This window comes from Sphingobacteriaceae bacterium (genome assembly GCA_002319075.1).
Classification (GTDB): domain Bacteria; phylum Bacteroidota; class Bacteroidia; order B-17B0; family Aurantibacillaceae; genus Aurantibacillus.
The window spans coordinates 2,121,441-2,145,134 of sequence record NVQB01000001.1 but is presented as its reverse complement, the minus strand read 5'-3'; the positions used below and the strand labels follow the sequence as shown (position 1 = coordinate 2,145,134).

The 23,694-nt window shown below is 38.4% G+C and carries 23 protein-coding genes; 16 read left to right on the top strand and 7 right to left on the bottom strand.

Annotation, left to right across the window (positions count from 1 at the left end; genetic code table 11):
* Window positions 1–58: 58 nt before the first annotated feature.
* The 3 genes from mdh to CNR22_09360 form a co-directional block, all read right to left on the bottom strand.
* Window positions 59–994 (bottom strand): malate dehydrogenase, encoded by a 936-nt coding sequence (gene mdh, locus CNR22_09370; protein ID PBQ31969.1) that lies wholly within the window; start codon window positions 992–994, stop codon window positions 59–61.
* Between the two features lie 112 nt (window positions 995–1,106).
* Window positions 1,107–2,525 carry an Asp-tRNA(Asn)/Glu-tRNA(Gln) amidotransferase GatCAB subunit A gene (locus CNR22_09365; protein ID PBQ31968.1) on the bottom strand — a complete coding sequence of 473 codons (1,419 nt, stop codon included), beginning with the start codon at window positions 2,523–2,525 and terminating at the stop codon, window positions 1,107–1,109.
* 95 nt (window positions 2,526–2,620) lie between these two features.
* Window positions 2,621–2,806: a twin-arginine translocase TatA/TatE family subunit gene (locus CNR22_09360; GenBank protein ID PBQ31967.1), complete on the bottom strand. Its 186-nt coding sequence runs from the start codon at window positions 2,804–2,806 to the stop codon at window positions 2,621–2,623.
* Between the two features lie 228 nt (window positions 2,807–3,034).
* Between CNR22_09360 and CNR22_09355 the strand changes: the two genes are divergently transcribed.
* From CNR22_09355 to CNR22_09285, 15 genes are all read left to right on the top strand, one after another.
* On the top strand, window positions 3,035–3,406 hold the full coding sequence (locus CNR22_09355; protein PBQ31966.1) for an NADH-quinone oxidoreductase subunit A: 372 nt from the start codon (window positions 3,035–3,037) through the stop codon (window positions 3,404–3,406).
* A gap of 78 nt (window positions 3,407–3,484) precedes the next feature.
* Window positions 3,485–4,048, top strand: a complete 564-nt coding sequence (locus CNR22_09350; GenBank protein PBQ31965.1) for an NADH-quinone oxidoreductase subunit B — start codon at window positions 3,485–3,487, stop codon at window positions 4,046–4,048.
* 21 nt (window positions 4,049–4,069) lie between these two features.
* The gene (locus CNR22_09345) at window positions 4,070–4,570 is read left to right on the top strand and encodes an NADH-quinone oxidoreductase subunit C (GenBank protein ID PBQ31964.1); all 501 of its coding nucleotides are present in this window, start codon (window positions 4,070–4,072) and stop codon (window positions 4,568–4,570) included.
* 23 nt (window positions 4,571–4,593) lie between these two features.
* Window positions 4,594–5,805 carry an NADH-quinone oxidoreductase subunit NuoD gene (locus CNR22_09340; protein ID PBQ31963.1) on the top strand — a complete coding sequence of 404 codons (1,212 nt, stop codon included), beginning with the start codon at window positions 4,594–4,596 and terminating at the stop codon, window positions 5,803–5,805.
* Window positions 5,806–5,967: 162 nt separating this feature from the next.
* A complete protein-coding gene (locus CNR22_09335; GenBank protein ID PBQ34864.1) occupies window positions 5,968–6,474 on the top strand; it encodes an NAD(P)H-dependent oxidoreductase subunit E in 507 nt (168 codons plus the stop codon).
* An 83-nt stretch (window positions 6,475–6,557) separates the two neighbouring features.
* Entirely contained in the window at window positions 6,558–7,895 is a 1,338-nt protein-coding gene (locus CNR22_09330) for an NADH-quinone oxidoreductase subunit F (GenBank protein PBQ31962.1), read from the top strand.
* On the top strand, window positions 7,896–8,873 hold the full coding sequence (locus CNR22_09325) for a hypothetical protein (GenBank protein ID PBQ31961.1): 978 nt from the start codon (window positions 7,896–7,898) through the stop codon (window positions 8,871–8,873).
* Window position 8,874: 1 nt separating this feature from the next.
* Window positions 8,875–9,858: a Fe-S-binding domain-containing protein gene (locus tag CNR22_09320; GenBank protein ID PBQ31960.1), complete on the top strand. Its 984-nt coding sequence runs from the start codon at window positions 8,875–8,877 to the stop codon at window positions 9,856–9,858.
* Between the two features lie 11 nt (window positions 9,859–9,869).
* Window positions 9,870–10,925: an NADH-quinone oxidoreductase subunit NuoH gene (locus CNR22_09315; protein ID PBQ31959.1), complete on the top strand. Its 1,056-nt coding sequence runs from the start codon at window positions 9,870–9,872 to the stop codon at window positions 10,923–10,925.
* A 10-nt stretch (window positions 10,926–10,935) separates the two neighbouring features.
* On the top strand, window positions 10,936–11,535 hold the full coding sequence (locus CNR22_09310) for an NADH-quinone oxidoreductase subunit I (protein ID PBQ31958.1): 600 nt from the start codon (window positions 10,936–10,938) through the stop codon (window positions 11,533–11,535).
* Between the two features lie 80 nt (window positions 11,536–11,615).
* Window positions 11,616–12,128 carry an NADH-quinone oxidoreductase subunit J gene (locus CNR22_09305; protein ID PBQ31957.1) on the top strand — a complete coding sequence of 171 codons (513 nt, stop codon included), beginning with the start codon at window positions 11,616–11,618 and terminating at the stop codon, window positions 12,126–12,128.
* 63 nt (window positions 12,129–12,191) lie between these two features.
* Window positions 12,192–12,503 carry an NADH-quinone oxidoreductase subunit NuoK gene (locus CNR22_09300; GenBank protein PBQ31956.1) on the top strand — a complete coding sequence of 104 codons (312 nt, stop codon included), beginning with the start codon at window positions 12,192–12,194 and terminating at the stop codon, window positions 12,501–12,503.
* A 35-nt stretch (window positions 12,504–12,538) separates the two neighbouring features.
* Window positions 12,539–14,425: an NADH-quinone oxidoreductase subunit L gene (locus tag CNR22_09295; GenBank protein PBQ31955.1), complete on the top strand. Its 1,887-nt coding sequence runs from the start codon at window positions 12,539–12,541 to the stop codon at window positions 14,423–14,425.
* A gap of 15 nt (window positions 14,426–14,440) precedes the next feature.
* Window positions 14,441–15,901, top strand: coding sequence for an NADH-quinone oxidoreductase subunit M (locus tag CNR22_09290; protein PBQ31954.1), 1,461 nt, complete (start codon window positions 14,441–14,443; stop codon window positions 15,899–15,901).
* A 153-nt stretch (window positions 15,902–16,054) separates the two neighbouring features.
* Entirely contained in the window at window positions 16,055–17,446 is a 1,392-nt protein-coding gene (locus CNR22_09285) for an NADH-quinone oxidoreductase subunit N (GenBank protein ID PBQ31953.1), read from the top strand.
* Between the two features lie 65 nt (window positions 17,447–17,511).
* On the opposite strand, the gene CNR22_09280 is transcribed toward CNR22_09285, so the two are convergent.
* The 4 genes from CNR22_09280 to CNR22_09265 form a co-directional block, all read right to left on the bottom strand.
* On the bottom strand, window positions 17,512–18,594 hold the full coding sequence (locus CNR22_09280) for an alcohol dehydrogenase (GenBank protein PBQ31952.1): 1,083 nt from the start codon (window positions 18,592–18,594) through the stop codon (window positions 17,512–17,514).
* Window positions 18,595–18,661: 67 nt separating this feature from the next.
* Window positions 18,662–19,318, bottom strand: a complete 657-nt coding sequence (locus CNR22_09275) for a superoxide dismutase (GenBank protein ID PBQ34863.1) — start codon at window positions 19,316–19,318, stop codon at window positions 18,662–18,664.
* Window positions 19,319–19,433: 115 nt separating this feature from the next.
* Window positions 19,434–19,943, bottom strand: a complete 510-nt coding sequence (locus CNR22_09270; GenBank protein ID PBQ31951.1) for an acetyl-CoA carboxylase biotin carboxyl carrier protein subunit — start codon at window positions 19,941–19,943, stop codon at window positions 19,434–19,436.
* 85 nt (window positions 19,944–20,028) lie between these two features.
* Window positions 20,029–21,000, bottom strand: a complete 972-nt coding sequence (locus CNR22_09265; GenBank protein ID PBQ31950.1) for a hypothetical protein — start codon at window positions 20,998–21,000, stop codon at window positions 20,029–20,031.
* Window positions 21,001–21,231: 231 nt separating this feature from the next.
* Between CNR22_09265 and CNR22_09260 the strand changes: the two genes are divergently transcribed.
* Complete coding sequence (locus CNR22_09260; protein PBQ31949.1) at window positions 21,232–23,694, top strand: hypothetical protein; 2,463 nt, start codon at window positions 21,232–21,234, stop codon at window positions 23,692–23,694.

The following is a 23,694-nucleotide window of genomic DNA, read 5'->3' as shown; positions in this document are numbered from 1 at the left end:
TTTACAGCATAAAAAAACCCGTCCGGTAAATGAACGGGTTTTTGTAATGTTATTTTGATTAAGCTTTCATTTCAGCTAAAACACTGTTCATGCTTCTTACAGCGTCAGCGCTTTTGTTGAATGCCGCTTGTTCGTCGGCAGTTAATTTGTAGTCAACGATTTTTTCCCAACCGTTTTTGCCAATGATAACGGGCACGCCAAGGCAAATGTCTTTTTGTCCGTACTCACCATCTAATGCAACGCAGCAAGGGAATAATTTTTTCTGATCGTTAATAATACTGTTTACCAAAGCAGCAACTGCAGCTCCCGGAGCATACCAGGCGCTGGTTCCAAGCATACCTGTTAAAGTTGCTCCACCTACCATTGTGTCAGCTGCAACTTTTTTCAAACTTTCAGCATCTAAAAATTGAGAAACAGGAACTCCAGTGTATGAAGCTAAACGTGTTAAAGGAATCATAGTGGTATCGCCGTGACCACCGATAACCACTCCGTTAATGTCGCTTGCAGGAGCGTCTAATGCTAAAGATAAATAGGTTTTAAAACGGGCGCTGTCTAAAATTCCACCCATTCCGATAATTCTGTTTTTTGGTAATTTACTTTCTTTTAAAGCTAAGTAGGTCATTGTATCCATAGGATTACTTACAATGATAATAATAGCATCAGGAGAATGTTTCAGAACATTTTCAGTTACAGTTTTAACGATACCAGCATTTATGCCAATTAATTCTTCACGGGTCATACCTGGTTTACGAGGAATACCGCTGGTTACAACCACAACTTTAGAGTTTGCTGTTTTGCTGTAATCGTTTGTGCTTCCTGTAATACGGGTATTGAATCCGTTTAAGGTAGCGGTTTGCATAAGATCCAATGCTTTACCTTCTGCGAAATTTTCTTTAATGTCTAAAATAACTACTTCGCTGGCAATGCGATTCAGGGCAATGTATTCTGCACATGTAGCTCCTACGTTTCCTGCTCCAATAACTGATACTTTCATTATATTTTTTTTAAATGGTTGAAAATTAGATTCGGTAAATTTAGAATAATTAAAAACACGCTCTGTCCTGTGTTCATAATTTTAACACTAAAATGCTAAAATTTGCAGGCTCTTAAGGCTTAATTTTAGAAGCTAAATTCAGGAGTTTGGCTTCCTCAAAATAGTTGGCCATCAATTGTAAGCCCATTGGTAAACCGTTGCTATGTATGCCGCATGGCACTGATATGGCGGGAACTCCGGCAATATTGGCCTGCACAGTAAAAATGTCTTCAAGATACATTTTAATGGGATCTGCACTGTTTTTTCCAAATTCAAAGGCTGTTCCAGGCGTTGATGGCGTGAGAATAAAATCAAAGTCTTTCAGAATTTCCTGTGTTTTATCTTTTATCATTCTTCTCACCTTCTGGCCCTTGCTGTAATAAGCATCGTAGTAACCGGCGCTTAGCACAAAAGTACCAAGCATTATACGCCTCTTTACTTCTTTTCCAAAACCTTCGCTGCGCGATTTTTTATAAGTACTCTCAAGATCGGTGGCATTGGTGGTACGGTGACCATAATGAATTCCTGAAAAACGAGACAGATTAGAAGAGGCTTCAGCTGTAGTTAAAACATAATAAGTAGGAACCAGGTAATCGAGATAAGGAAAGTCGATAGCTTCTACAGTATGTCCCGCTGCCCTGAGTATTTCAATATGTTTAAAGATGGCTTTTTTTACTTCAGTATCAAGACCTTCAGAATCCATGCATTCTTTTAAATAGGCAATCTTATATTTTTTGTCAGACTTTAATTCTTCACTATAAGCTCCTACCTTTTCAGCAGAGGTCGTATTATCATGACTATCTTTTCCGCTGATCAATTCCATGATCAGGGCCGCGTCTTCCACATTTTTTGTAATAGGTCCAATTTGATCAAAAGAAGATGCATAGGCAATTAAACCATAACGGGATACCCTTCCATAAGTAGGTTTAAAACCTACTGTACCTGTAAAAGAGGCCGGCTGACGAATAGATCCACCTGTATCAGATCCCAAAGCAAAATGACAAAGGTTTGCCGCAACCGCAGTAGCGGAGCCACCGGATGAGCCACCCGGTACAAATTTTTCGTTTAATGGGTTAAGCACTTTTCCAAACGCAGAGTTTTCGTTGCTACTGCCCATGGCAAACTCATCACAATTTAAGCGGCCAATTATAATAGCGTCTTCCGCTAATAATTTTTCTACCACAGTGGCTGAAAAAAGTGATTCAAAATTTTCAAGAATCTTCGAAGAAGCAGATACTTTATGTCCCTTATAGCAGATGTTGTCTTTTAACCCTACAATAACACCTGCGAGTTTACCTGCCGTGCCGGCTTTAATTTTTTCTTCAATTACAGTTGCTTGTTCAAGAGCTGATTTTTCAAAAACCTCTAAAAAAGCATTTAACTGTTTTTTTTTAGCTATTTCTGAAATCGCTTGTTCTACAAGGCTTTTGCAGCTAACCTTACCTGCTTTTAGGTCGGATTGTAATTGACTTATACTTGAAAATGAATACACAAAAATTGGTTTTTAAAAACAATAAAAGCGTTATCCAAAAGAATAACGCCTCAAATTTACATATATCCCGACAGTCCACCGCAGCGGATCGGGAATTACTTTTTTTCTATTTCGCTGCTTTCAGAGTCGCCTTTGCTGGCATCTTTAAAATCTTTGATCCCGCGACCCAAACCTTTCATTAATTCCGGAATTTTTTTACCTCCAAACATTAATAAAACAATTACTAAGATTACAATCACTTCTGTAGCGCCTAAACCGCCTAAGATCCCTAATATAAACATTCTGATAGATTTAAATTCTTCTTCAAAAGTACTTAAATATTAGTGGATAGCAAAATTTGTAGTTTTTTGCGTTCCGCTCTTCGTTAGCGTAGCCCAAATCATTTTAAACACAGGCATCACAAGGCTTTAACCTTAAATAGAATGAATATAATTAAGCAATTTTTTGGGTAGAATGTTTGATGGTTTATTTAAAAATGGTTAATCTTACAATCTAAAATTTCAAATTTTATGAGTACTGATTCACCACTAGACTACCTACCCATTTTTATTATGTTTACAATTGCTGTGGGATTTGCTGTTGTGTCGTTAATTGCAACGCACGCACTAGGCCCAAAGCGCAAAACAAAAGTAAAATTAGAGTCGTTTGAGTGTGGAATCGAAACGCAAGGTAACGCCCGCGTGCCTTTCTCCATCAAGTATTTCCTGGTTGCTATCCTTTTCGTATTGTTCGATATAGAGGTTATTTTTATGTATCCATGGGCGGCCAATTTTAAAGAATTAGGATTACTTGGAGTAATAGAAGTTTTCAGCTTTATTGCCTTATTGCTGGTAGGATTTTATTACATGCTTTCAAAGAAAGCTTTGCAGTGGGAAGATTAAGAATTATAAGTGTTTAGTTTTGAGTTTTTAATATTCAATCATTAAAAACTAAGCACTAACAACTAAAAACTTAAAAGAATGTCACAGGAAATTATAAAAAAAACAAAACTGGAGATTGCTAAAACGCCGGAAGGCATTGAAGGTCCTGGTTTTTTCGCTACTAAAGTAGATGAGGTTATTGGGATGGCACGCGCTAATTCTCTATGGCCACTTCCCTTTGCAACTTCATGTTGTGGGATCGAATTTATGGCAACCATGGGGTCTCATTACGATCTGGCCCGTTTTGGGATGGAACGTTTAAGTTTTTCGCCTCGCCAGGCCGATCTTTTAATGGTAATGGGAACTATCGCAAAAAAAATGGGGCCTACTTTAAGACAGGTTTACGAGCAAATGGCAGAGCCACGCTGGGTACTGAGTGTTGGTGCTTGCGCCAGTAGTGGCGGGATTTTTGACACTTACAGTGTTTTGCAGGGTATTGATAGAATTATTCCGGTAGATGTTTATGTTCCTGGCTGTCCTCCTCGTCCTGAGCAAATCATTGATGGTATTTTGAAAATCCAGGAATTAGCGAAGAATGAATCCGGTCGCAGACGCCACTCCCCGCAATACAAGGATTTAATGAACAGTTTTGGAATCGAATAAAACTCAGAAGAAAAAACAAATATGAGTAAAGAAACACTGGACAAAGTAAATGAGAAGCTGATGACACAGTTCCCGGGCTTACACCTGGAAGCAGAGTTGTTATACAACTTTCCTGTATTTACAGTTGATCATACAAAGGCACATGAGATTCTTAAATTTTTAAAAGAAGATCCTGAATTAAATTTTCACTTCTTAACAGACCTTACAGGCATGCAAACCGCCGACGAAAAACAACTCGGGGTTATTTATCACCTGCACAACATGCCAAAAAATATGCGCATACGCATCAAAACATTTTTTGATATTAGTAAACCTGAAATTCTTACAGCTACTGACCTTTGGGCTGGTGCTAACTGGATGGAACGCGAGACGTATGATTTTTTCGGAGTACGTTTTACAGGCCATCCGAATTTAGTTCGCATTTTAAACGTGGATGAAATGGATATTTTCCCAATGCGGAAAGAGTATCCTTTGGAAGATCAAACCCGCGAAGACAAAGAGGATAAAATGTTTGGACGTTAATTTAACTCAAGAACCACAAGACAATGAGTAAAAAAGAAAATACGATTACACCCCCTCCTGATACAATTGAAAAAGAGTACACCACGCTGAACCTTGGGCCTACCCATCCTGCAACGCATGGTATTTTTCAGAATGTATTAAAAATGGACGGTGAAATTATTCACGATGCTGTTCCTACCTGCGGTTATATTCACAGAGCTTTTGAGAAGTTAGCTGAACGCAGACCATACGCGCAGATAACACCCCTTACTGATCGTATGAACTATTGTTCATCTCCCATCAATAATATTGGATGGCATACTACTGTCGAGAAATTGCTGCAGATAGAAATTCCGAAACGCGTAGATTATTTACGTGTAATTATCATGGAGCTTTCACGTATTGCCGATCATATTATCTGTAACACCATTATTGGCCAAGATACGGGCGCAACAACCGGCTTCCTCTATTTATTTCAATGGCGCGAACATATTTACGATATTTTCGAAAGTATCTGTGGAGCTCGTTTAACAACCAACATTTGCCGTATTGGTGGTTTTGATAATGAGTGGAGTAAAATCACCTGGGATCGCATTAATGCATTTGTAAAAGATTTTCCTGCTGCCTTAACCGAGTTCAACAAACTTTTAATGCGCAATAAGATTTTCATGGACAGAACAATTAACTGTGGTCCGATTACTGCAGAACGCGCGTTAGAATATAGCTTTACAGGTCCGAACCTTCGTGCTGCTGGCGTTGATTATGACGTACGCGTTGCTACACCTTATTGCTCATACCAGGATTTTGATTTTAAAATTCCGGTTGGAACGAGCGGTGATACTTACGATCGTTTCACGGTTCGTAACGAAGAAATGTGGCAATCTTTAGAGATCATCAAACAAGCTATTAAAAATTTGCCGGCTGGTCCTTCGCATGCCGATGTGCCTGATTTCTTTTTGCCACCAAAACAAGAAGTATACAATAACATGGAAGCTTTGATCTATCACTTTAAAATTGTGATGGGTGAAACAGAAATTCCTAAAGGCGAAGTTTATCACTGTGTAGAAGGAGGAAATGGAGAGTTAGGATTTTATTTGATCAGTGATGGCGGTAGAACACCATTTCGCCTGCATTTCCGCAGACCTTGTTTTATTTATTACCAGGCTTATCCTGAAATGATAAAAGGTGGTTTATTGTCAGATGCTATTCTTACTATGAGCAGTATGAATGTAATTGCGGGAGAATTAGACGCTTAAAAGAAATGTTGAATGATAAATTTTAAATGCTAAATGAATTGGAACGAAATTCAACATTTAAAATTCAAAATTTATAATTATTAGAATATGAGTTCACAGGTTCACGGAACACAAGAGTTTAACACGACAAAGCGCGCTGAAATAAAATTCAGTGAAGAAGCGATGGCTACTGTTGAAACGATTATTTCACATTATCCTCCTGAAAAACGCAAGTCGGCTATGTTGCCTGTATTACACGTTGCACAAGCCGAATTTGGCGGTTGGTTAAGTCCAGAGGTAATGGATTATGTTGCAGATATTTTAAGAGTAAAACCCATTGAAGTTTTTGAAGTGGCATCTTTTTACACGATGTACAATTTAAAACCTATGGGTAAATGTGTTCTTGAAGTGTGCCAGACGAGTTCTTGCTGGTTAAATGGCGCAGAAGATATTGTAAAATACATCGAGAAAAAACTGAACATTAAAGTGGGCGAAACAAGTGCAGACGGAATGTTCTCTTTAAAAGTGGCAGAATGTTTAGGGTCTTGCGGAACCGCACCGATGATGCAGTGTGGGGCAAGCTTCCACGAAAATCTAACTTACGAAAAGGTAGATAAAATTCTGGCTGATTATAAAGCAGAAGGAAAGCTAAAAAGTTACACAGATAAGGATTATAAAAACACTTTATAAAAATCATTCTTCTCCCGATAGCTGTCGGGAAAGATCAGAATGACAATTTCGACTGCGTTCAGAGTGACATAAAAATTAGAGTAATGGGTAAAAAATTATTAATACACAACGATAAAGTGCCGGGAATTCACACTCTGGAGGTCTATCGTTCAAATGGAGGTTATGCTTCAGTAGAGAAAGCACTGAAAAACATGACCCCTGATCAGGTAACGGATGAGGTAAAAAAATCAGGTCTGCGTGGACGTGGGGGCGCTGGTTTCCCGACGGGACTTAAATGGAGCTTTTTAGCAAAACCTGAAGGTGTGCCTCGTTATTTGGTTTGTAATGCAGATGAATCGGAACCTGGAACCTTTAAGGACCGGTATTTGATGGAGAAAATTCCTCATGCTTTAATTGAAGGCATGATTACTTCTTCTTATGCACTCGGGGCAAAAACATCTTATATCTATATCCGCGGAGAATATTTTTATGTTGCGCGTATTTTAGAAGTTGCTATTGCGGAAGCTTATGCTGCTGGCTTATTAGGAAAAAATATTTTAGGTACAGATTTCTCTCACGATTGCCATGTACAAGTAGGTGGTGGTGCTTATATCTGTGGAGAAGAAACAGCTTTATTAGAATCGCTGGAAGGCAAACGTGGAAATCCACGCATTAAGCCTCCGTTTCCTGCTGTTGCCGGGTTATGGGGCTGCCCTACGGTTGTAAATAACGTAGAAACAATTGCAGCTGTTTGTCCAATCGTGATGATGGGTGGCGAAGAATATGCAAAAATTGGTATCGGAAAATCTACAGGAACTAAATTAATTTCTGCATCAGGACATATTAACAAGCCGGGTGTTTATGAAATTGAATTAGGTGTACCCGTTGAAGAATTTATTTACAGCGAAGAATATTGTGGCGGGATTCGCAACGGTAAAAAGATGAAGGCCGTAGTTGCAGGAGGCTCTTCTGTACCTATTCTTCCAACAGAATTGATTTTAAAAACAGCAAAAGGCGAACCGCGTTTAATGACTTATGAAAGTCTTGGTGACGGTGGTTTTGCAACAGGCACGATGTTAGGTTCAGGTGGATTTATCGTAATGGATGAAGACACTAGTATCGTAAAAAATTTATTTACGTTTGCCCGTTTTTACCATCACGAATCTTGCGGACAATGTTCTCCTTGTCGCGAAGGAACAGGTTGGATGGAAAAGATCCTGAAGAAATTTTTAAATGGAACTGCGAATGAAAGTGATGTAGAATTGTTGTGGGACATTCAAAGTAAAATTGAAGGAAAAACGATTTGTCCTTTAGGCGAAGCTGCTGCATGGCCCGTGGCAGCTGCAATTCGTCATTTCAAGCATGAGTTTTTAGAAATTGCGAGAAATAAAAAATTCGTTGATATTTCGCATTATAACAGATTAAATCAAATTGTCGCTTAATTGAGAAAAAGCATCCTTATAGCATTTATCAGTATTTTATCTGTTGGATTTACATCAGCACAGAACGATTCTGCATTGGTGTTGGCAGATAAGATGCCGGAGTTCCCCGGAGGAGTGAATTCTATGATGGAGTATATAAATAAAAACACCAGATTTCCTGCAGAAGCCAGGGAACGTGGCGAAAGCGGAAAGGCTTTTGTAAAATTCCTTGTAGATACAAATGGTAATATAGTTAATCCTTTGATCCTTAAGAGTTCCGGTTCATCTTCTTTAGATAAAGAAGCTCTGCGTGTCGTAAAATCTATGCCCCTGTGGACATCGGGTGTAGACAAAGATAAAAAGGTAAAAGTCTATATGACAGTTCCCTTTTCCTTTAAAAATCTTGGAACGTTAAGCGCAATTCCTGGTCAAGCCAAATTGTCTCCCGAGCAACAAGCTAAACATGAGCAGGCAATGCAATTCTGGAATGAAGGTCATAAATTTGAAAAGCAAGGTAATTTTAAAGAAGCGCAGGAACAATTTGTTAAAAGTCTGAGTATTGAACCGCAAAATAAATACGCTTTGTTTGACAAAGGGAAGATGCACATGGCATTGGGAGAAAAAGATAAAGCCTGTGAGGTCTGGAATAAAATGATACAGTCAGATATTCGTAAGCAAGAAGCGGAAGAATTTGTACAAACTTATTGTAGTTCAGATGGCGTTGAAAAGATGGCACTTTATTACCGGAAACAAAAGGCTTCGCGTTTTTTCGATGAGGGTATGAAAACTTTGTCAAGCGGAAGATATGAAGCGGCACTTCATAAATTTGATTCATGTTTGAAATATAATCCTGATCATAAGGATGCGTGGTTTAATAAAGCGCAAATGCACCTTAAGCTTGATCAGAAAAAAGCAGCTTGTGAATCGTGGAAAAAATTATTGATACTAAACCCTTCGGATATAGAAGCGGGAGAGCTCATTAAAAAGAATTGTAATTAATATGAAAGTAACTATAGACGGAAAAGAAATTGATGTGCCTAAGGGAACAACCATTCTTCAGGCTGCCCGCATGATTGGCGCTGAGGTTGCACCGCCGGCGATGTGCTATTATTCCAAATTAAAAACCAGTGGCGGGTATTGCCGTACTTGTATTGTAAAAGTTACACAGGGAAGTACTGCCAATCCAACACCAATGCCTAAACCAGTTGCTTCATGCAGAACTGAGGTAATGGATGGTATGGTGGTTGAGAATTTTACAAATCCTGAAGTCTTAGAAGCACGTAAAGGTGTTGTTGAATTTTTATTGATCAATCATCCTTTAGATTGCCCGGTTTGTGACCAGGCGGGTGAGTGTAGCTTACAGGATTTGGGTTACGGACATGGGGCCGCAAAAACGCGTTACGAATTTAAACGTCGCGAGTTTGAAATGATCGACATCGGCGATAAAATTAAATTGCACATGAACCGTTGCATCCTATGCTACCGTTGTGTAAAAACCGCCGATCAAATTACGGATAACCGTGTGCATGGTGTTATTGCCCGTGGCGATGCCTCTGAAATCTCTACATATATTGAAAAAATAATTGATAACGATTTCTCTGGAAATGTTATTGATGTTTGTCCGGTTGGAGCTTTAACCGATAAAACATTCCGTTTTAAACAACGTGTATGGTTTACAAAACCAGTAGATGCGCATCGTAACTGTCCGACCTGTTCAGGTAAAACACGTGTGTGGTTAAAAGGCGAAGAAGTGGTTCGTGTTACAGCACGCAAAGATCAGTGGGATGAAGTAGAAGAATTTATTTGTAATACTTGCCGCTATGATCACAAGCAAAAAAGTGACTGGGTAATTGAAGGACCATCGCCTATAACACGTGCCTCGGTAATTTCTCAAAATCATTATCAGAATTTGAACGAGTTGAAGGTTCAAATCATGAAACAACAAGAAGCGCTGGGCTTTATGCCATTAGATAAAAAACCATAGAACTAAATAAGATGTTAGAATTTATCATATATAAATCATTGATCTGTGTGGCCGTTTTTGCAGTCTCATTAGGAATTGCGGCATACTCTACCTGGTGGGAACGTAAGTTTGCAGGTTTGCTGCAGGATCGCTGGGGTCCTAGCCGCGCCGGTGTTTGGGGCCTATTGCAACCTTTAGCCGATGGTGGAAAAATGTTGTTTAAAGAAGAAATCATTCCGAACGTTTCGAATAAATTTTTATTCGTATTAGCTCCTGGATTATTCATAGTAACGGCTATTATGGCTGGAGTGCTTATTCCATGGGGTGCGCCGGCTATTATGAATGGTACGACCTATGCCATGCAGATCTCCGACATTAACGTGGGTGTAATCTTTTTATTAGGAGTTACTTCTATTGGCGTTTATGGGATTATGATCGGTGGCTGGTCATCTAATAATAAGTATTCGTTGTTAGGAGCTATTCGTTCTTCGGCACAGATGATCAGTTATGAATTAGCTATGGGTATTGCACTTATTGCTTTAATCATTACTTCGGGAGGTACTTTAAGTTTCGCTGAGATTGTTGCAAAACAGGATGCAGGTGTAGCAAACATTGTTTGGCAGCCACTTGGATTTTTAATTTTCTTTGTGTGTGCTTTGGCTGAAACTAACCGCGCCCCTTTTGACCTTGCCGAATGTGAAACCGAATTAGTTGGTGGTTACCACACAGAGTATTCTGCATTCAAACTAGGATTGTTTTTATTTGCAGAGTACATCAATATGTTTGTGTCTTCAGCAGTAATGGCAGGATTTTATTTCGGTGGGTATAATTTCCCTTTTGCTCATGAATTATACAATGCATTGGGATTACAGGAAGGTTCATGGATTATTTCTTTAATCGGTTTTGGGGCTTATTTCACAAAAACTTTAATATTTATTTCAGTGTTTATGTGGATCCGCTGGACAATCCCGAGATTTCGTTACGATCAATTAATGAATTTAGGCTGGAAGAGTTTATTACCATTATCGCTTTTAAACTTGGCTTTAACCGTAGTTGTAGAATATTTCAGAGGAAATATAAAATTTTAAAATACTAGAAATGCAGTTAACGAACAGAAAAGTAGTCGTTTCTAATAAGGAACAAAGCTTTGTAGAGAAGATGTATTTTCCGGCTATCATCAATGGCATGATCATTACATTCAGTCACCTTTTTAAAAAGAGACCGACTATTATGTACCCGGAACAAAAGCGTGAATTCGCACCGATTTACCGTGGACAACATGTTTTAAAACGTGATGAAAACGGCGCAGAGCGTTGTACTTCTTGTGGTATGTGCGCTGTGGCTTGTCCTGCCGAAGCAATCACCATGGAAAGTGGTGAGCGCAAAAAAGGAGAAGAGGGATTGTACCGCGAAGAAAAATACGCAAAGACTTATGAGATAAACATGTTGCGTTGCATCTTCTGCGGACTTTGTGAAGAGGCTTGTCCGAAAGAAGCGATCTTCTTAACGGATAGAATTGTGTCTTCGGATTTTGAACGTGATGGATTTATTTACGGAAAAGATAAATTGGTTGAGAAAATGGATCAACGTATTGATGTATCAAAACGTCAGACTCCGGAAGTTTTAGCATTCAAAAAAATCCCGGGATTAAAACATAATGAACTTCACACAGAAAAATTAAATAAAGGGAAACACTAATAATTGCCGATTTAAAAATTTACATCCCGATAGCTATCGGGAGACAATTTGTAAATCAAAAAATTGTAAATAATAAAAATATGTTAGGTTACACAATTACACAATGGATTTTCGGAATACTTTCTTTTATGGCGATCATGTTTGCTTTAATGGTGGTATTTAGCCGTAATCCGGTTAACTCGGTGCTTTATTTGGTGCTGACTTTTTTCTGCATTGCAGGGCATTATCTTTTATTGAATGCGCAATTTCTTGCTGTGGTGCACATTGCAGTTTACGCGGGAGCTATCATGGTGTTGTTTTTGTTTGTGATCATGCTTATGAACTTAAATGAAGACGCGGAACCAAGAAGGACACTGGTTTCCAAAATAATTTCTGGTGTGCTTGGAGGAATGTTGTTGATCGTTTTGGTTGGAGCATTAAGAGGAAGCTCTCAGCTGGGACTTAGTTCTTATGGACATGAAAATATCGGATTGGTAAAAAATTTGGGTCACGTATTATTTCATGAATTTTTATTCCCTTTTGAAATTGTATCAATACTATTATTATCAGCTTTAGTGGGTGCAATTATGATTGGTAAGAAAGAAATTAAATAAATTAATAGTTATAGTTGAAAGCCAATAGACAGCTTTAGCGAAAAATAATAGATAATAGAAAATATGATAAACGGAATTTCAATAAATTTTTATCTGCTGTTAAGCACTGTACTCTTCATTATTGGAGCAGTTGGAGTAATGGCTCGCAGAAATACGATCATTTTATTTATGTGCATTGAATTAATGCTTAATGCGGTTAACTTATTGATGGTTGCTTTTAGTGTGCTGCATAAAGATCCAAACGGACAAGTGTTTGTATTCTTTATTATGGCAGTTGCAGCAGCTGAGGTTGCAGTGGGCCTCGCCATCTTAACCATGATTTATAGAAACATTAAAAGTATTGATACCGATCTTTTAGGAAATTTAAAAAACTAGGATTTAGGTCCGCATAAAATTGTAAATAAAAACATATGATCAAATTAGCAGCTCTCATTCCATTATTTCCATTAATAGGATTTCTTATTAACGGATTTTTTGGAAAGAAAATAAGTAAAGGATTAAGCGGTACTATCGCGTCTTTAGCAATCTTCGCGTCTTTTGTAGTTTCAGTACTTGTATTCGTGGAGTTACAAGCTTCGCAAAACAAGGAACAAGTAGTAAATGTTTTTTCATGGATTAATTCTGACACATTAAAAATTCCTTTTGAATTTTTAATCGATCCGTTATCCAGTGTGTTTTTATTGATCATTACCGGAATTGGATTTTTAATTCATATTTATTCTACCGGTTATATGCACGATGATGACGGTTTTGCCAGGTTCTTCACATATTTGAACCTCTTCGTTTTCTTTATGTTGTTATTAGTAATGGGAAACAATTACCTGATCACCTTTGTAGGTTGGGAGGGAGTAGGATTGTGTTCTTATTTACTCATAGGGTTCTGGTATAAAAACACGGCTTATAACAATGCTGCAAAAAAAGCATTCATCATGAACCGTATTGGTGACCTTGGTTTTTTATTGGGAATTATTTTAATCTTCGTGAGCTACGGAAGCGTGAGTTACACAGAGGTTTTTGACAACCCAAGTGCAGCAAGTTCTTCGACGGTGACTGCTATAGCTTTATTATTATTTATTGGAGCCATGGGTAAATCAGCTCAGCTTCCTTTGTATACCTGGTTGCCGGATGCGATGGCCGGTCCAACACCTGTATCTGCCTTAATTCACGCTGCTACCATGGTTACTGCCGGTATTTTTATGGTAGTGCGTTCGAATGTATTTTACTCTATGAGTCCAATAGCCAGCGAAACAGTGGCTATTGTTGGGGTGATCACTGCTTTATTTGCAGCTACTATCGGGGTCTTTCAAACAGACATTAAAAAAATCCTTGCATACTCTACCGTATCACAATTAGGATTGATGTTTCTTGCACTTGGAGTAGGAGCATACAGTTCGGCGGTATTCCACGTAACTACACACGCGTTCTTTAAAGCACTTTTGTTTTTAGGAGCAGGTTCAGTTATTCACGCTATGGGCGGTGAGCAAGACATTCGTAAAATGGGAGGATTAAAGGGGAAGATAAAAATTACTTTCGGCACTATGCTGCTTGCTACTATTGCTATTAGCGGGGTGTTTCCTTTTAGCGGTTTCTTCAGTAAAGATGAAATTCTCGCCCACACTTACGAGCACAGTCCGATCCTTTGGCTATTAGGGACTTTTGCTTCTATGCTGACGGCATTTTATATGTTCCGCATGTTGTTCCTTACTTTCTTCGGAAAATTCAGAGGAACGCACGACCAGGAACACCACCTGCATGAATCGCCGGCTTCTATGACTATTCCTTTAATTATCCTGGCTATTCTTTCTGTAGCGGGCGGCGTATTAGGTTTACCAGAGTTCTGGCATTTACCAAACTGGATGCATCATAATTTAGAATCTGTAATTCTTCGTCCGACTTATTCGACTTTAAGTCACGAAACAGAATGGATTTTAATGGGTATTGCACTTAGCGCGGCGCTTGCAACCATCTATTTTACTTTCCGTATGTTCATTAAATACAATGTTAAGCCTGCTGACAAAGAAGAGCAACTCAGACCTTGGCAACGTGTGGTTTACAATAAATATTATGTAGATGAATTTTATGATGCCGTAATTCGCAGACCTTTAGATGGACTTTCTAAATTCTTTTACAAACACGTGGATACACAGTTTATTGACGGTATCGTTAATGGTGTAGGCAGTACTGTTAGAGGCATAGGTTCTTCAGTAAGATATTTACAAAATGGAAACATTGGTTTTTACCTTATGAGCATGACTCTGGGCGTGGTACTGATTATTCTGCTAACTTTTTTAATGTAATAAGAAATAGATTTTATGTTGACAGCTTTATTAATAGTTTTTCCTTTATTAGCAGCCTTCCTGGTGTTCCTTGCAAAAGGAAACGGAGCGCGCAACCTGGCCATGGCCGCGAGTGTGGTTGAATTTATAATTTCACTCGGAGCTTTGTACCAATTTAAACACAATCCTGATTCAGCCTTATTAAAGTTTGATTGCGTTTGGGTTCAGTCTCTTGGAATTCATTTTTCTGTAGCCATTGACGGCCTGAGTATTTTGATGGTACTTCTAACCACTTTTCTGGTTCCATTAATTATCTTGACTTCTTATAGCAATACCTACAGAAACGTTCAGAATTTTTATGGACTGATATTAGTTATGCAAATGGCACTGATTGGGGTGTTTGTAGCTAATGATGGATTCTTGTTTTATGTGTTCTGGGAATTAGCTTTAATACCAATTTATTTTATCTGTTTAACATGGGGTGGAGAAAATCGTGGCGCGATAACTTTTAAATTTTTCGTCTACACTTTATTCGGGTCGTTATTTATGCTGGTTGGCTTTATTTATTTGTATAATCACACCAACATAAACGGCGCGCATTCGTGGGCCATACAAGATCTATACAATGCGGGAAAAAGTTTAAATGCGCACCAACAGGGCATTTTATTCTGGTTGATCTTCATTGCATTTGCTATTAAGATGCCGATCTTTCCTTTTCATACCTGGCAACCCGATACTTATGTAAATGCTCCAACGCAAGGAACCATGCTTCTTTCAGGGATTATGTTAAAGATGGGTACCTTCGGGGTTATTAAATGGTTGTTACCAATTGTTCCTTTAGGATTAGAACAATGGGGCGGCACGGCCATCGGACTTTCAGTGATCGGAATTGTTTACGCTTCGTGTATTGCTATTGTACAAAAAGATTTTAAACGTTTAATAGCTTATTCCTCTATTGCCCACGTGGGATTGATTTCAGCAGGTATTTTGGCAGCGAATCAACAAGGTATTCAAGGAGCTCTAATGCAAATGTTATCGCATGGTGTAAACGTGGTAGGTTTATTCTTTATCGCAGATATTTTGTTTTTACATACAGGTACCCGCGAGATCAACCAACTGGGCGGGATCAGAAGTATGAATGGAAACTTTGCAGTGTTGTTCCTGATCATTGTTTTAGGGTCTGTAGCCTTACCCTTAACTAACGGATTTGTGGGAGAGTTTTTATTAATCAATGGCGTTTACCAGTTCAGTGCAGTAATTGCAGCCTTCGCAGGTCTCACGATCATTCTAGGAGCCGTTTACATGTTACGCAGCTATCAAACTATTATGTTGGGCGAAAGAAGAGATTCCAATATTGTTTTTGGTCCTCTAGCTAATACGGATAAAGCCGTGTTAATTATTATTTGTGCTGTTATTATTGCTTTTGGTGTGTATCCAAAACCCTTAAATGACATTGCAGAAGAAGCGACGAAAGTTGTATTAATGAGTATAAAATAATTTCTCGACACTTGTCTTTCTCGACTACGCTCGAAATGACAAGTTGCTGGATAAATAATATTAAAAAAATATGAAATAACAATCTTTCGAAAGATAAAAGAAAGCGAAGAGTGTTATACCATACGACAAATAAAAAACAAACAATATCACCGTATGAAAGGTCTTTTTATAATTAGTGGATTAGGGATATTAGCCATGCTGGCTGAGATTTTTAAATTTAAAAAATTGCTGTTGCCGATAGTTCTGCTCGGAATCGTCGCAGCTTACGCGTTCAACTATTTCGAATGGTCGAAAGGATTAAGTATGCCTTATTTCGATAACATGATTTCTTTTGATAAACCGGCAATCGCTTTCTCAGGAATTATTCTTGCTACCGCTTTTTTCTGGTTCATCCTGGCGAACGATTATTTTGAAGAAGAATCTAATTTAGTAGATCACTTTGCTCTTGTTTTGTTTGCCTTAGTGGGTGCTTTAATGTTGACGGCTTTCACAAACATGACCACTTTATTTTTAGGAATTGAGATCATGAGTATTCCTATGTATGTTTTAGCGGCGAGTAAAAAGGGCGACATGCGCAGTAACGAAGCGGGCTTTAAATATTTGATCATGGGATCTTTTGCCAGTGCGTTTTTATTATTCGGCATAGCTTTAATTTACGGTGCTTCCGGAAGTTTTGATATTATGGCGATTCGTCAATACATCAGTACACAAGGTGCAGAAATGCCAATGTTTTTTTATGTAGGTGTTGTTATGATGCTAGTAGCTATGTGTTTTAAAGTGTCTGCTGCCCCATTTCATTTCTGGGCGCCTGATGTTTATGAAGGTTCTCCTACTTTGATTACTGCTTTAATGAGTACTGTGGTTAAAACGGCGGCTTTTGCAGCGTTCATGCGTTTATTCCTTGTAGGTTTTGGAGAGATCAGCGGTTTGTGGACCGGTATTTTAGCAGTTGTAGTCGCTTTATCATTAATCATCGCGAACTTCTCTGCGGCCATGCAAAACAGTGTAAAACGTATGTTGGCCTATTCAAGTATCAGCCACGCGGGTTTTATGCTTATGGTTATTATGGCTAACGTTAGATCGAATATCTCTTTAGATGCGATTATTTATTATTCACTGGCTTATTCTATCGGCAGTATTACTTCGTTCGGAATTTTATACAGCGTTACAAAAAAAGGAAACGAAACAATTTCTGCATTTAACGGTTTAGGAAAACGCAATCCTTTCTTAGGGGTATGTATGACCATTGCTATGCTCTCTTTAGCAGGTATTCCAATTACCGCGGGTTTCTTCGCGAAGTATTTTGTATTCACAACGGTTATGGGTACTCAGTACCAATGGCTGTTGTTATTAGCCGTTATTACTTCTGCAGTAGGTGCATACTACTATTTGAAAATAATCATTGCCATGTACTTTAAAGATCAGGAAGAAGAAGCTCCTGTGGCTATGGAAGGCGCAAATAAAGTGGTGATTATTCTTACTACAGCTTTAACATTGATAATTGGTATAGCACCGGGAATGGTAGCGGAGATGTTCGCTTTTTAAAAACCTGGGTATGATAAAAAAGAAGGGGGCTGAATCGTTTCAGCCCCCTTCTTTTTGAATTCAGTTTACAACCTCCTGAACAAATCTTTAATATAATCCATTGTTGCAATCTCCTTATAGTTGTCGCCAAAGGCATGGTTCCACATAAAAGGCAGATTGTAACTCACAGTTGCCATTTTTGTAAGGGTTTCTTCGTCCCAGTCTTTGCTTAAATTTTGTGGTAAAGTGATCTTGTGTTTTTTAATCATCTGCATAAACTCGCTGTGCCCCTGAGGATAGATGTCACCAAGATGTTGGAAGATCACACAGTTGGCATAACAGTGACGCGTACCATGAATTTTTGATAAACCATAACTTAAAGCATGACAAACACCCACCTCGCTGTAAGTCAGACTTAGTCCGCCCATGAGAGAAGCAACCATCAAAATATCATCGTTCTCAGGCGTTTGTCCGGCTTTCTCATTTAAATATACTTCGCGGCATAAATGCAGAGCCTGATCACCATAAGCTAAACTAAATGCGTTATTGCGGATACCGTTATGAGATTCAATGCAATGAATGTAGGTATCCATGCCGGTATAAAACCACCAGTCTGTTGGCACACTTGCAATCAATTCAGGATCTAAGATCACCTGGTTAAAAACGGTCCAGTCACATTTTAGACCCAGTTTTTTTTCAGGACCTGTGAGTACCGCTGTCATAGAGACCTCTGCGCCCGTGCCCGAAATCGTTGGAACGCCTAAGTGATAGATGCCAGCTTTTTTAATAAGATTTAGGCCCTGGTATAAAGTAGACGAGCCTTCGTTAGTCACCATTAAAGACAAGGCTTTAGCAATGTCCATAATGCTTCCGCCGCCAATACCAATAATACCGCTGGGCAGGCCTTTTTTGGCTAAGATCTCATCCCGCAATGTGTCAATCTGGTCTGTTGTAGGTTCGTAAGAATCTACGTCTACAAAATAAACCAGATCTTCAGGTTTGTTTTGTAACTTATCACTTAAAGGTTTTCCTTTGAAATAATTGTCCACTATAAAAACAAAATACTTATTGTTTTCTTTTCTGATGGGAGCAATAGTTTCGTCTAGTTGTGAGAAAGATCCCCGTCCATAAGTAACGCGATCAATATTTTTAAAATTCTTATGAGTCATATTCAGTGTGTCACAGAAAGCAGTATTAGATCTCTGGTTAAAAATTCAACAAATTGAGCTTATTTGATTAGCGTCTATCCTCGGGAGGTGCGTTAAATAAGGCTTCAGCTTTATCCCAGTTAATAATGTTCCACCAGCCAGTGATATAATCAGCGCGTTTATTTTGGTATTTCAGATAATAAGCATGTTCCCAAACATCGAGAGCCAAAACCGGCGTTCCTCTTTCTTGTATTTGCATTAAAGGGTTATCCTGATTTTCGCTGGTAGTAATAATTATTTCCGTTCCAATTACCGCTAGCCAGCACCATCCGCTTCCAAACAACCTTGTAGCTTTATCACTGAAAGCTCTTTTAAAATGGTCGAAAGTTCCGAATTTCTTTAGAATAGCTTCGTTTAGTTTTCCCTTTGGTAAATTGGGTAAAGCCTTCGGATTAGGTTTCATAAGTGTCCAAAACAAACTATGATTATAATGTCCACCCAGGTTATTGCGAATGGCATCAGGAGTTCCCGGAGTAATTTTACCACACTTAGCCGCATCGCTCACGTTAAAATCTATAGTGTTGGCTGGAGCGTCTTTTAGTGCTGCGTTTAATTTATCTACATAAGCCTGGTGATGCTTTGTGTGATGAATTTCCATTGTGCGTCGGTCAATAAAAGGTTCCAGAGCATTATAGGCATAAGGTAATTTTGGAAGGACAAATAAATTACCTTCTCCACTGATCATTTCAGAAACTTGTTCTATGTGATCTATCTTATTTTTGCCAATGAGGCCGGAGGTTAATCCTGATAAGCCTAGCAAAGCTCCTTTTTTTAGAAAATCTCTTCTGTTATCGCTCATTTTAAAACTGTATTAGTAACTGATTTTTTTCAACGGCTACTCCTGTAATGGCAGCGATCTTTTTAATGGTGCCATCGGTAGGAGACTTGATAATATTTTCCATTTTCATGGCTTCGAGTACCAGCAGCGCATCGCCTTTTTTAATTTCGTCACCTTCATTTACCAGCACTCTTAAAACCATTCCAGGCATTGGTGCTTTTACTTCATTTACTTTTTTGGTAGCGAGATTATCTAGACCAAGGCTGTGCAATAAGGCGTCGTACTTGTCCTTGAGCTGCAATGTAAATTTTGCTGAGTTTACTTTTAAGACCACTGTTTTGTCTTCGGCGTTCATCTTTACAACCTCTATATTATAAGATTTGTTGTTGTAGAGAATATGGTATTGGTAGGCATTGATTTTCATCAAATCTCCTTTGATAAGGGCCTCGTTTAAAGTTCCTTCAAAAGTTGTATCCTTAAGCGTCAGATCCGTCTTAAGTGTTTTATTTCCATTCAGGGTTAGAGAATACATAACACAAATTTAAAATTATTAAAATAAAAAACCCTCTTCTTATGAGGAAGAGGGATGTAAATAAGTTTTTTTAACCACAGGGGGATTATTTTTTTACAAACTCACCCATCTTATTGTCAAAATTCAGGAAATAAGCCCCTTTTGGAAGATTGCTTACATCAATTTTTGAACCGAATCCTTTTTTAACGATGTTACCGTATTGATCATAGATCTCATACATGGTTTCTACCGTTTTATCTTCTTTTCCTTTTACGAAAAAATTAATGTCTTTACTTGTTTTTAGGGGAGCGTAATCAATTTCCGGAATCTCACTGGTAAAATCTGCGGCTTTACTTAAACGTGGTAGACCGCTGTAATCCGTTTGGCGAACGCGTAATGAATTTTTACCACTGTGCGGTGCAATTTTGAATGAATATTCGTTACTGGTTGGAGTTCCAACGCCGTCTACTTCGCCTACCTTAACCCATTTGTTCCAGCGGAATTGTTCGATAATAAAAGTGAGCTTACCTGTTTCGGATTTTGTAGACCACTTGAAAGTACCGTCTTTGTCAGCAGACATAGCTATGATCTCGAAAGTACTTTTCGGTTTTAATACTTCAGGATTTAAAACTTTTGGCTTACAACCTTCTTTGTGAAAAATCTTTACCTCTACTTTATCTCCTATATTTAATTTGTGTGGTTTTAAATCAATTTCGAAGGCGCTTGAAGTTAACTCGTCTGTTGTAATATTGCCGTTTACCTTTACTTCCGTCACACAAAAACCAACTCCACCCGGGCCATAAGGATTTTGTACATATAGAACTTTGCCTTGATATGTACCTTCCAGAATAATCACATTTTGTGATTTAACTGTGCTGGTTAACACAAATAAGCAAAATATATATACTATGAATTTCTTCATCAAATTAAAAATGACTGGATTGCGTGCAATATTATAACCTAAATTCTGAATAACAAAATATATTTGGCTGAAAAATACGATTTCTTTCAGATATTTTAAAGTAAAAGTGATATTTTTTTTAGCGTCCTGAGAAGGCTTAAATCTGGTCTTTTGCACTTGCCATTTTGTTCGGTTAATCTGCCTTTCTTAAAGTTAGCTCAAAGTTGAGCGGCGCAGAAAGATATTTAGCTATTGAAACGCAGGATACTCTTTCTTTTTTTGTATTTTTAGAATCTATATGACTTTTTTGTTTAGCAATAAACGCCCTCATATCGCCAAATCCAGCGTAAGTCTTACTTCTTCCGGAAAGTATTCATGGCTTGCCATTAAAACATCAGGCACACAAGCATGCAACTAAAAAAGGCCGCTTTCCTGGTGCTTCTATGCTTGTTTCCTTTTGTGCAAAAGGCTCAATATGTTATCCATGGAAAAGTTTTTGCCTCAAGCAATAAAGAAGCGCTTCCTTTTGTGTCGGTTATCATTAAAGGCACTACCATAGGGGCTCAAACCGATTTTGATGGCAATTTTAGTATAACTACTTCTAAGCTGGGAGATTCTTTAATTGCCGTGTATGTGGGATATAAACGCATGGCCCGCGCTTTAAAAGACCTTAACAACCAGCAAATCAATTTTCCAATGGCGGAAGCAGGTGTTGCATTGGATGAAGTAGTAATTAAAGCCGGTGATAACCCCGCGCACAGAATTATTCGCAATTGTGTCGCAAATAAGTACAAGAATGACAGAAACAGGCTGGAGGCTTATGAATATGAGGTGTATAACAAGCTCGAGTTCGATCTTACGCGCATTCCCAAGGATATGCGTGATAAAAAAATTCTTAAACCGATAGCTTTTGTTTTTGATAATGTGGATAGTTCCTTTAGTGGTGAAAAACCGTCGCTTCCTTTCTTTATTATTGAAAGTTTATCAGAGTTTTATTATAAAAGCAGTCCAAAAAGAAAAAAGGAAGTGGTTATTGGTAGCAAAATCACGGGAATTGAAAACTCAAGTGTGTCGCAGGTTTTAGGCGATATGTATCAAAATGTAAATATTTTCGACAACAATATTTTAGTGTTTAACAAGCAATTGCCCAGTCCTATAGGCGAAAATGCCTTATTCTATTATAAGTTTTATTTGCAGGACAGCGCTTTTGAGAACAATCAATATATCTACCACATTAGCTTCAAACCAAAAAGGGTTCAGGAACTAAGCTTTACTGGAAACATCTGGATAGCAGATACCACCTGGGGAGTGAAGCGCCTGGAAATGAGCCTTCCCAAAGATGCTAACCTTAATTTTATTAATACAGCAAATATTATCCAGGAATTTACGTATTCGGATAGTGCCTGGACAATGAGCAAAGACCGACTGGTAATTGACTTTGCCCCAACAAAAAAGGCGTTGGGATTTTATGGGCGGAAAACCGCCTCTTACAAAAAGATAAAATTAAATCAGCCTAAAGAGGATAAGTTTTACGAATTCTCTGATAAGATTGATGTATTGGATAGTGCAACTACTCGTTCTGACGAGTTCTGGATCCAGAACCGGCACGATAGCCTGACAGAGCGGGAGCAGAAGATTTTTAAAATGATTGACACAATTCAGTCTTTGCCGGTATATAAAACCTGGGTAGACATTTTTTATGTGCTGGTAGCAGGCTATAAAAAAGTAAATAATTTTGAGATTGGTCCCTACACAAATCTCGTATCCTATAACGCTATTGAAGGTTTGCGTCTGCGCTTTGGAGGAAGAACCAGCGACATTTTCAGTAAATGGTACGAGTTAAACGGTTATGTGGCCTATGGTTTAAAGGATGAGAAATGGAAATATGCGCTCGGCTTTAAGAGTTTTCTTTCAAAGAAACCAAGCCGGCAGATTGTTGGGATGAATTATCGAAGTGACAATGAAATCCTGGGACAGAGTACCAATGGGTTCTCACAGGATAACGTACTTGCGTCTTTCTTCAGGTCGAGCCCACTTACAAATCTTACGCGTGTGAGCAGTGTTCAGGGATATTATGAGCGGCAATGGTTTCCGGGATTAATCACAAAATTAAGTTTGATCGGCAGACAGTTTAATACCATTGGTACCAATCAATACCTGTACGAAAAATCGGATGGTGGAATTGGTCAGCGTGAAAGCATTAACAATACCGAGGCCCGTATTAACGTGCGTTTTGCCTGGAAAGAAAAATACGTTGGAGAAGGTTTCACACGCTTGTCCATAGGAACTACTTATCCCATCATACAGTTAAATTATTCAAAATCTCTTCAGGATGCTTTTAAAGGTGAATACGATTATCATAAATTAGTAGTGAATGTTAGTGACCGTTTAAGGGTAACTCCAATTTTAGGATATACCGATTATGTGCTGGAAGGCGGGAAGATATGGGGCGTGGTGCCCTATCCTTTGATGGAGTTGCATGGCGGCAATCAGACATACATTTACGATTACATGGCTTTTAATATGATGAATTATTACGAATTTACGAGTGATCAGTTTGTTTCACTGGCCATTTATCATCATTTTGAAGGATTGTTTTTAAATAAGATACCTTTGTTACGAAAATTAAAATGGCGTGAGGTAGTAACAGCAAAAGCAGTTTGGGGTACAGTGAATGAAAAAAACAGGCATGCGCTTCTTTTCCCTAAAACATTGTCGGCGCTTGATAAAGGTCCGTATGCTGAAGCGAGTGTAGGTATTGAGAATATCTTCAAAGTATTCAGGATAGATGCTTTCTGGCGTTTGAACTACCAGCTGCCTAACGCCATTGATAATTTTGGATTTAAATTTGGATTTCAGTTAGCATTATAA

What these genes read in the sequence shown, in the direction of transcription:
- mdh (PBQ31969.1), bottom strand. Translation starts at nt 994, where the DNA reads ATGAAAGTATCAGTTATTGGAGCAGGAAACGTAGGAGCTACATGTGCA.
- CNR22_09360 (PBQ31967.1), bottom strand. Translation starts at nt 2,806, where the DNA reads ATGTTTATATTAGGGATCTTAGGCGGTTTAGGCGCTACAGAAGTGATT.
- CNR22_09355 (PBQ31966.1), top strand. Translation starts at nt 3,035, where the DNA reads ATGAGTACTGATTCACCACTAGACTACCTACCCATTTTTATTATGTTT.
- CNR22_09350 (PBQ31965.1), top strand. Translation starts at nt 3,485, where the DNA reads ATGTCACAGGAAATTATAAAAAAAACAAAACTGGAGATTGCTAAAACG.
- CNR22_09345 (PBQ31964.1), top strand. Translation starts at nt 4,070, where the DNA reads ATGAGTAAAGAAACACTGGACAAAGTAAATGAGAAGCTGATGACACAG.
- CNR22_09340 (PBQ31963.1), top strand. Translation starts at nt 4,594, where the DNA reads ATGAGTAAAAAAGAAAATACGATTACACCCCCTCCTGATACAATTGAA.
- CNR22_09335 (PBQ34864.1), top strand. Translation starts at nt 5,968, where the DNA reads ATGGCTACTGTTGAAACGATTATTTCACATTATCCTCCTGAAAAACGC.
- CNR22_09330 (PBQ31962.1), top strand. Translation starts at nt 6,558, where the DNA reads ATGGGTAAAAAATTATTAATACACAACGATAAAGTGCCGGGAATTCAC.
- CNR22_09320 (PBQ31960.1), top strand. Translation starts at nt 8,875, where the DNA reads ATGAAAGTAACTATAGACGGAAAAGAAATTGATGTGCCTAAGGGAACA.
- CNR22_09315 (PBQ31959.1), top strand. Translation starts at nt 9,870, where the DNA reads ATGTTAGAATTTATCATATATAAATCATTGATCTGTGTGGCCGTTTTT.
- CNR22_09310 (PBQ31958.1), top strand. Translation starts at nt 10,936, where the DNA reads ATGCAGTTAACGAACAGAAAAGTAGTCGTTTCTAATAAGGAACAAAGC.
- CNR22_09305 (PBQ31957.1), top strand. Translation starts at nt 11,616, where the DNA reads ATGTTAGGTTACACAATTACACAATGGATTTTCGGAATACTTTCTTTT.
- CNR22_09300 (PBQ31956.1), top strand. Translation starts at nt 12,192, where the DNA reads ATGATAAACGGAATTTCAATAAATTTTTATCTGCTGTTAAGCACTGTA.
- CNR22_09295 (PBQ31955.1), top strand. Translation starts at nt 12,539, where the DNA reads ATGATCAAATTAGCAGCTCTCATTCCATTATTTCCATTAATAGGATTT.
- CNR22_09290 (PBQ31954.1), top strand. Translation starts at nt 14,441, where the DNA reads ATGTTGACAGCTTTATTAATAGTTTTTCCTTTATTAGCAGCCTTCCTG.
- CNR22_09285 (PBQ31953.1), top strand. Translation starts at nt 16,055, where the DNA reads ATGAAAGGTCTTTTTATAATTAGTGGATTAGGGATATTAGCCATGCTG.
- CNR22_09280 (PBQ31952.1), bottom strand. Translation starts at nt 18,594, where the DNA reads ATGACTCATAAGAATTTTAAAAATATTGATCGCGTTACTTATGGACGG.
- CNR22_09275 (PBQ34863.1), bottom strand. Translation starts at nt 19,318, where the DNA reads ATGATCAGTGGAGAAGGTAATTTATTTGTCCTTCCAAAATTACCTTAT.
- CNR22_09270 (PBQ31951.1), bottom strand. Translation starts at nt 19,943, where the DNA reads ATGTATTCTCTAACCCTGAATGGAAATAAAACACTTAAGACGGATCTG.
- CNR22_09260 (PBQ31949.1), top strand. Translation starts at nt 21,232, where the DNA reads ATGCAACTAAAAAAGGCCGCTTTCCTGGTGCTTCTATGCTTGTTTCCT.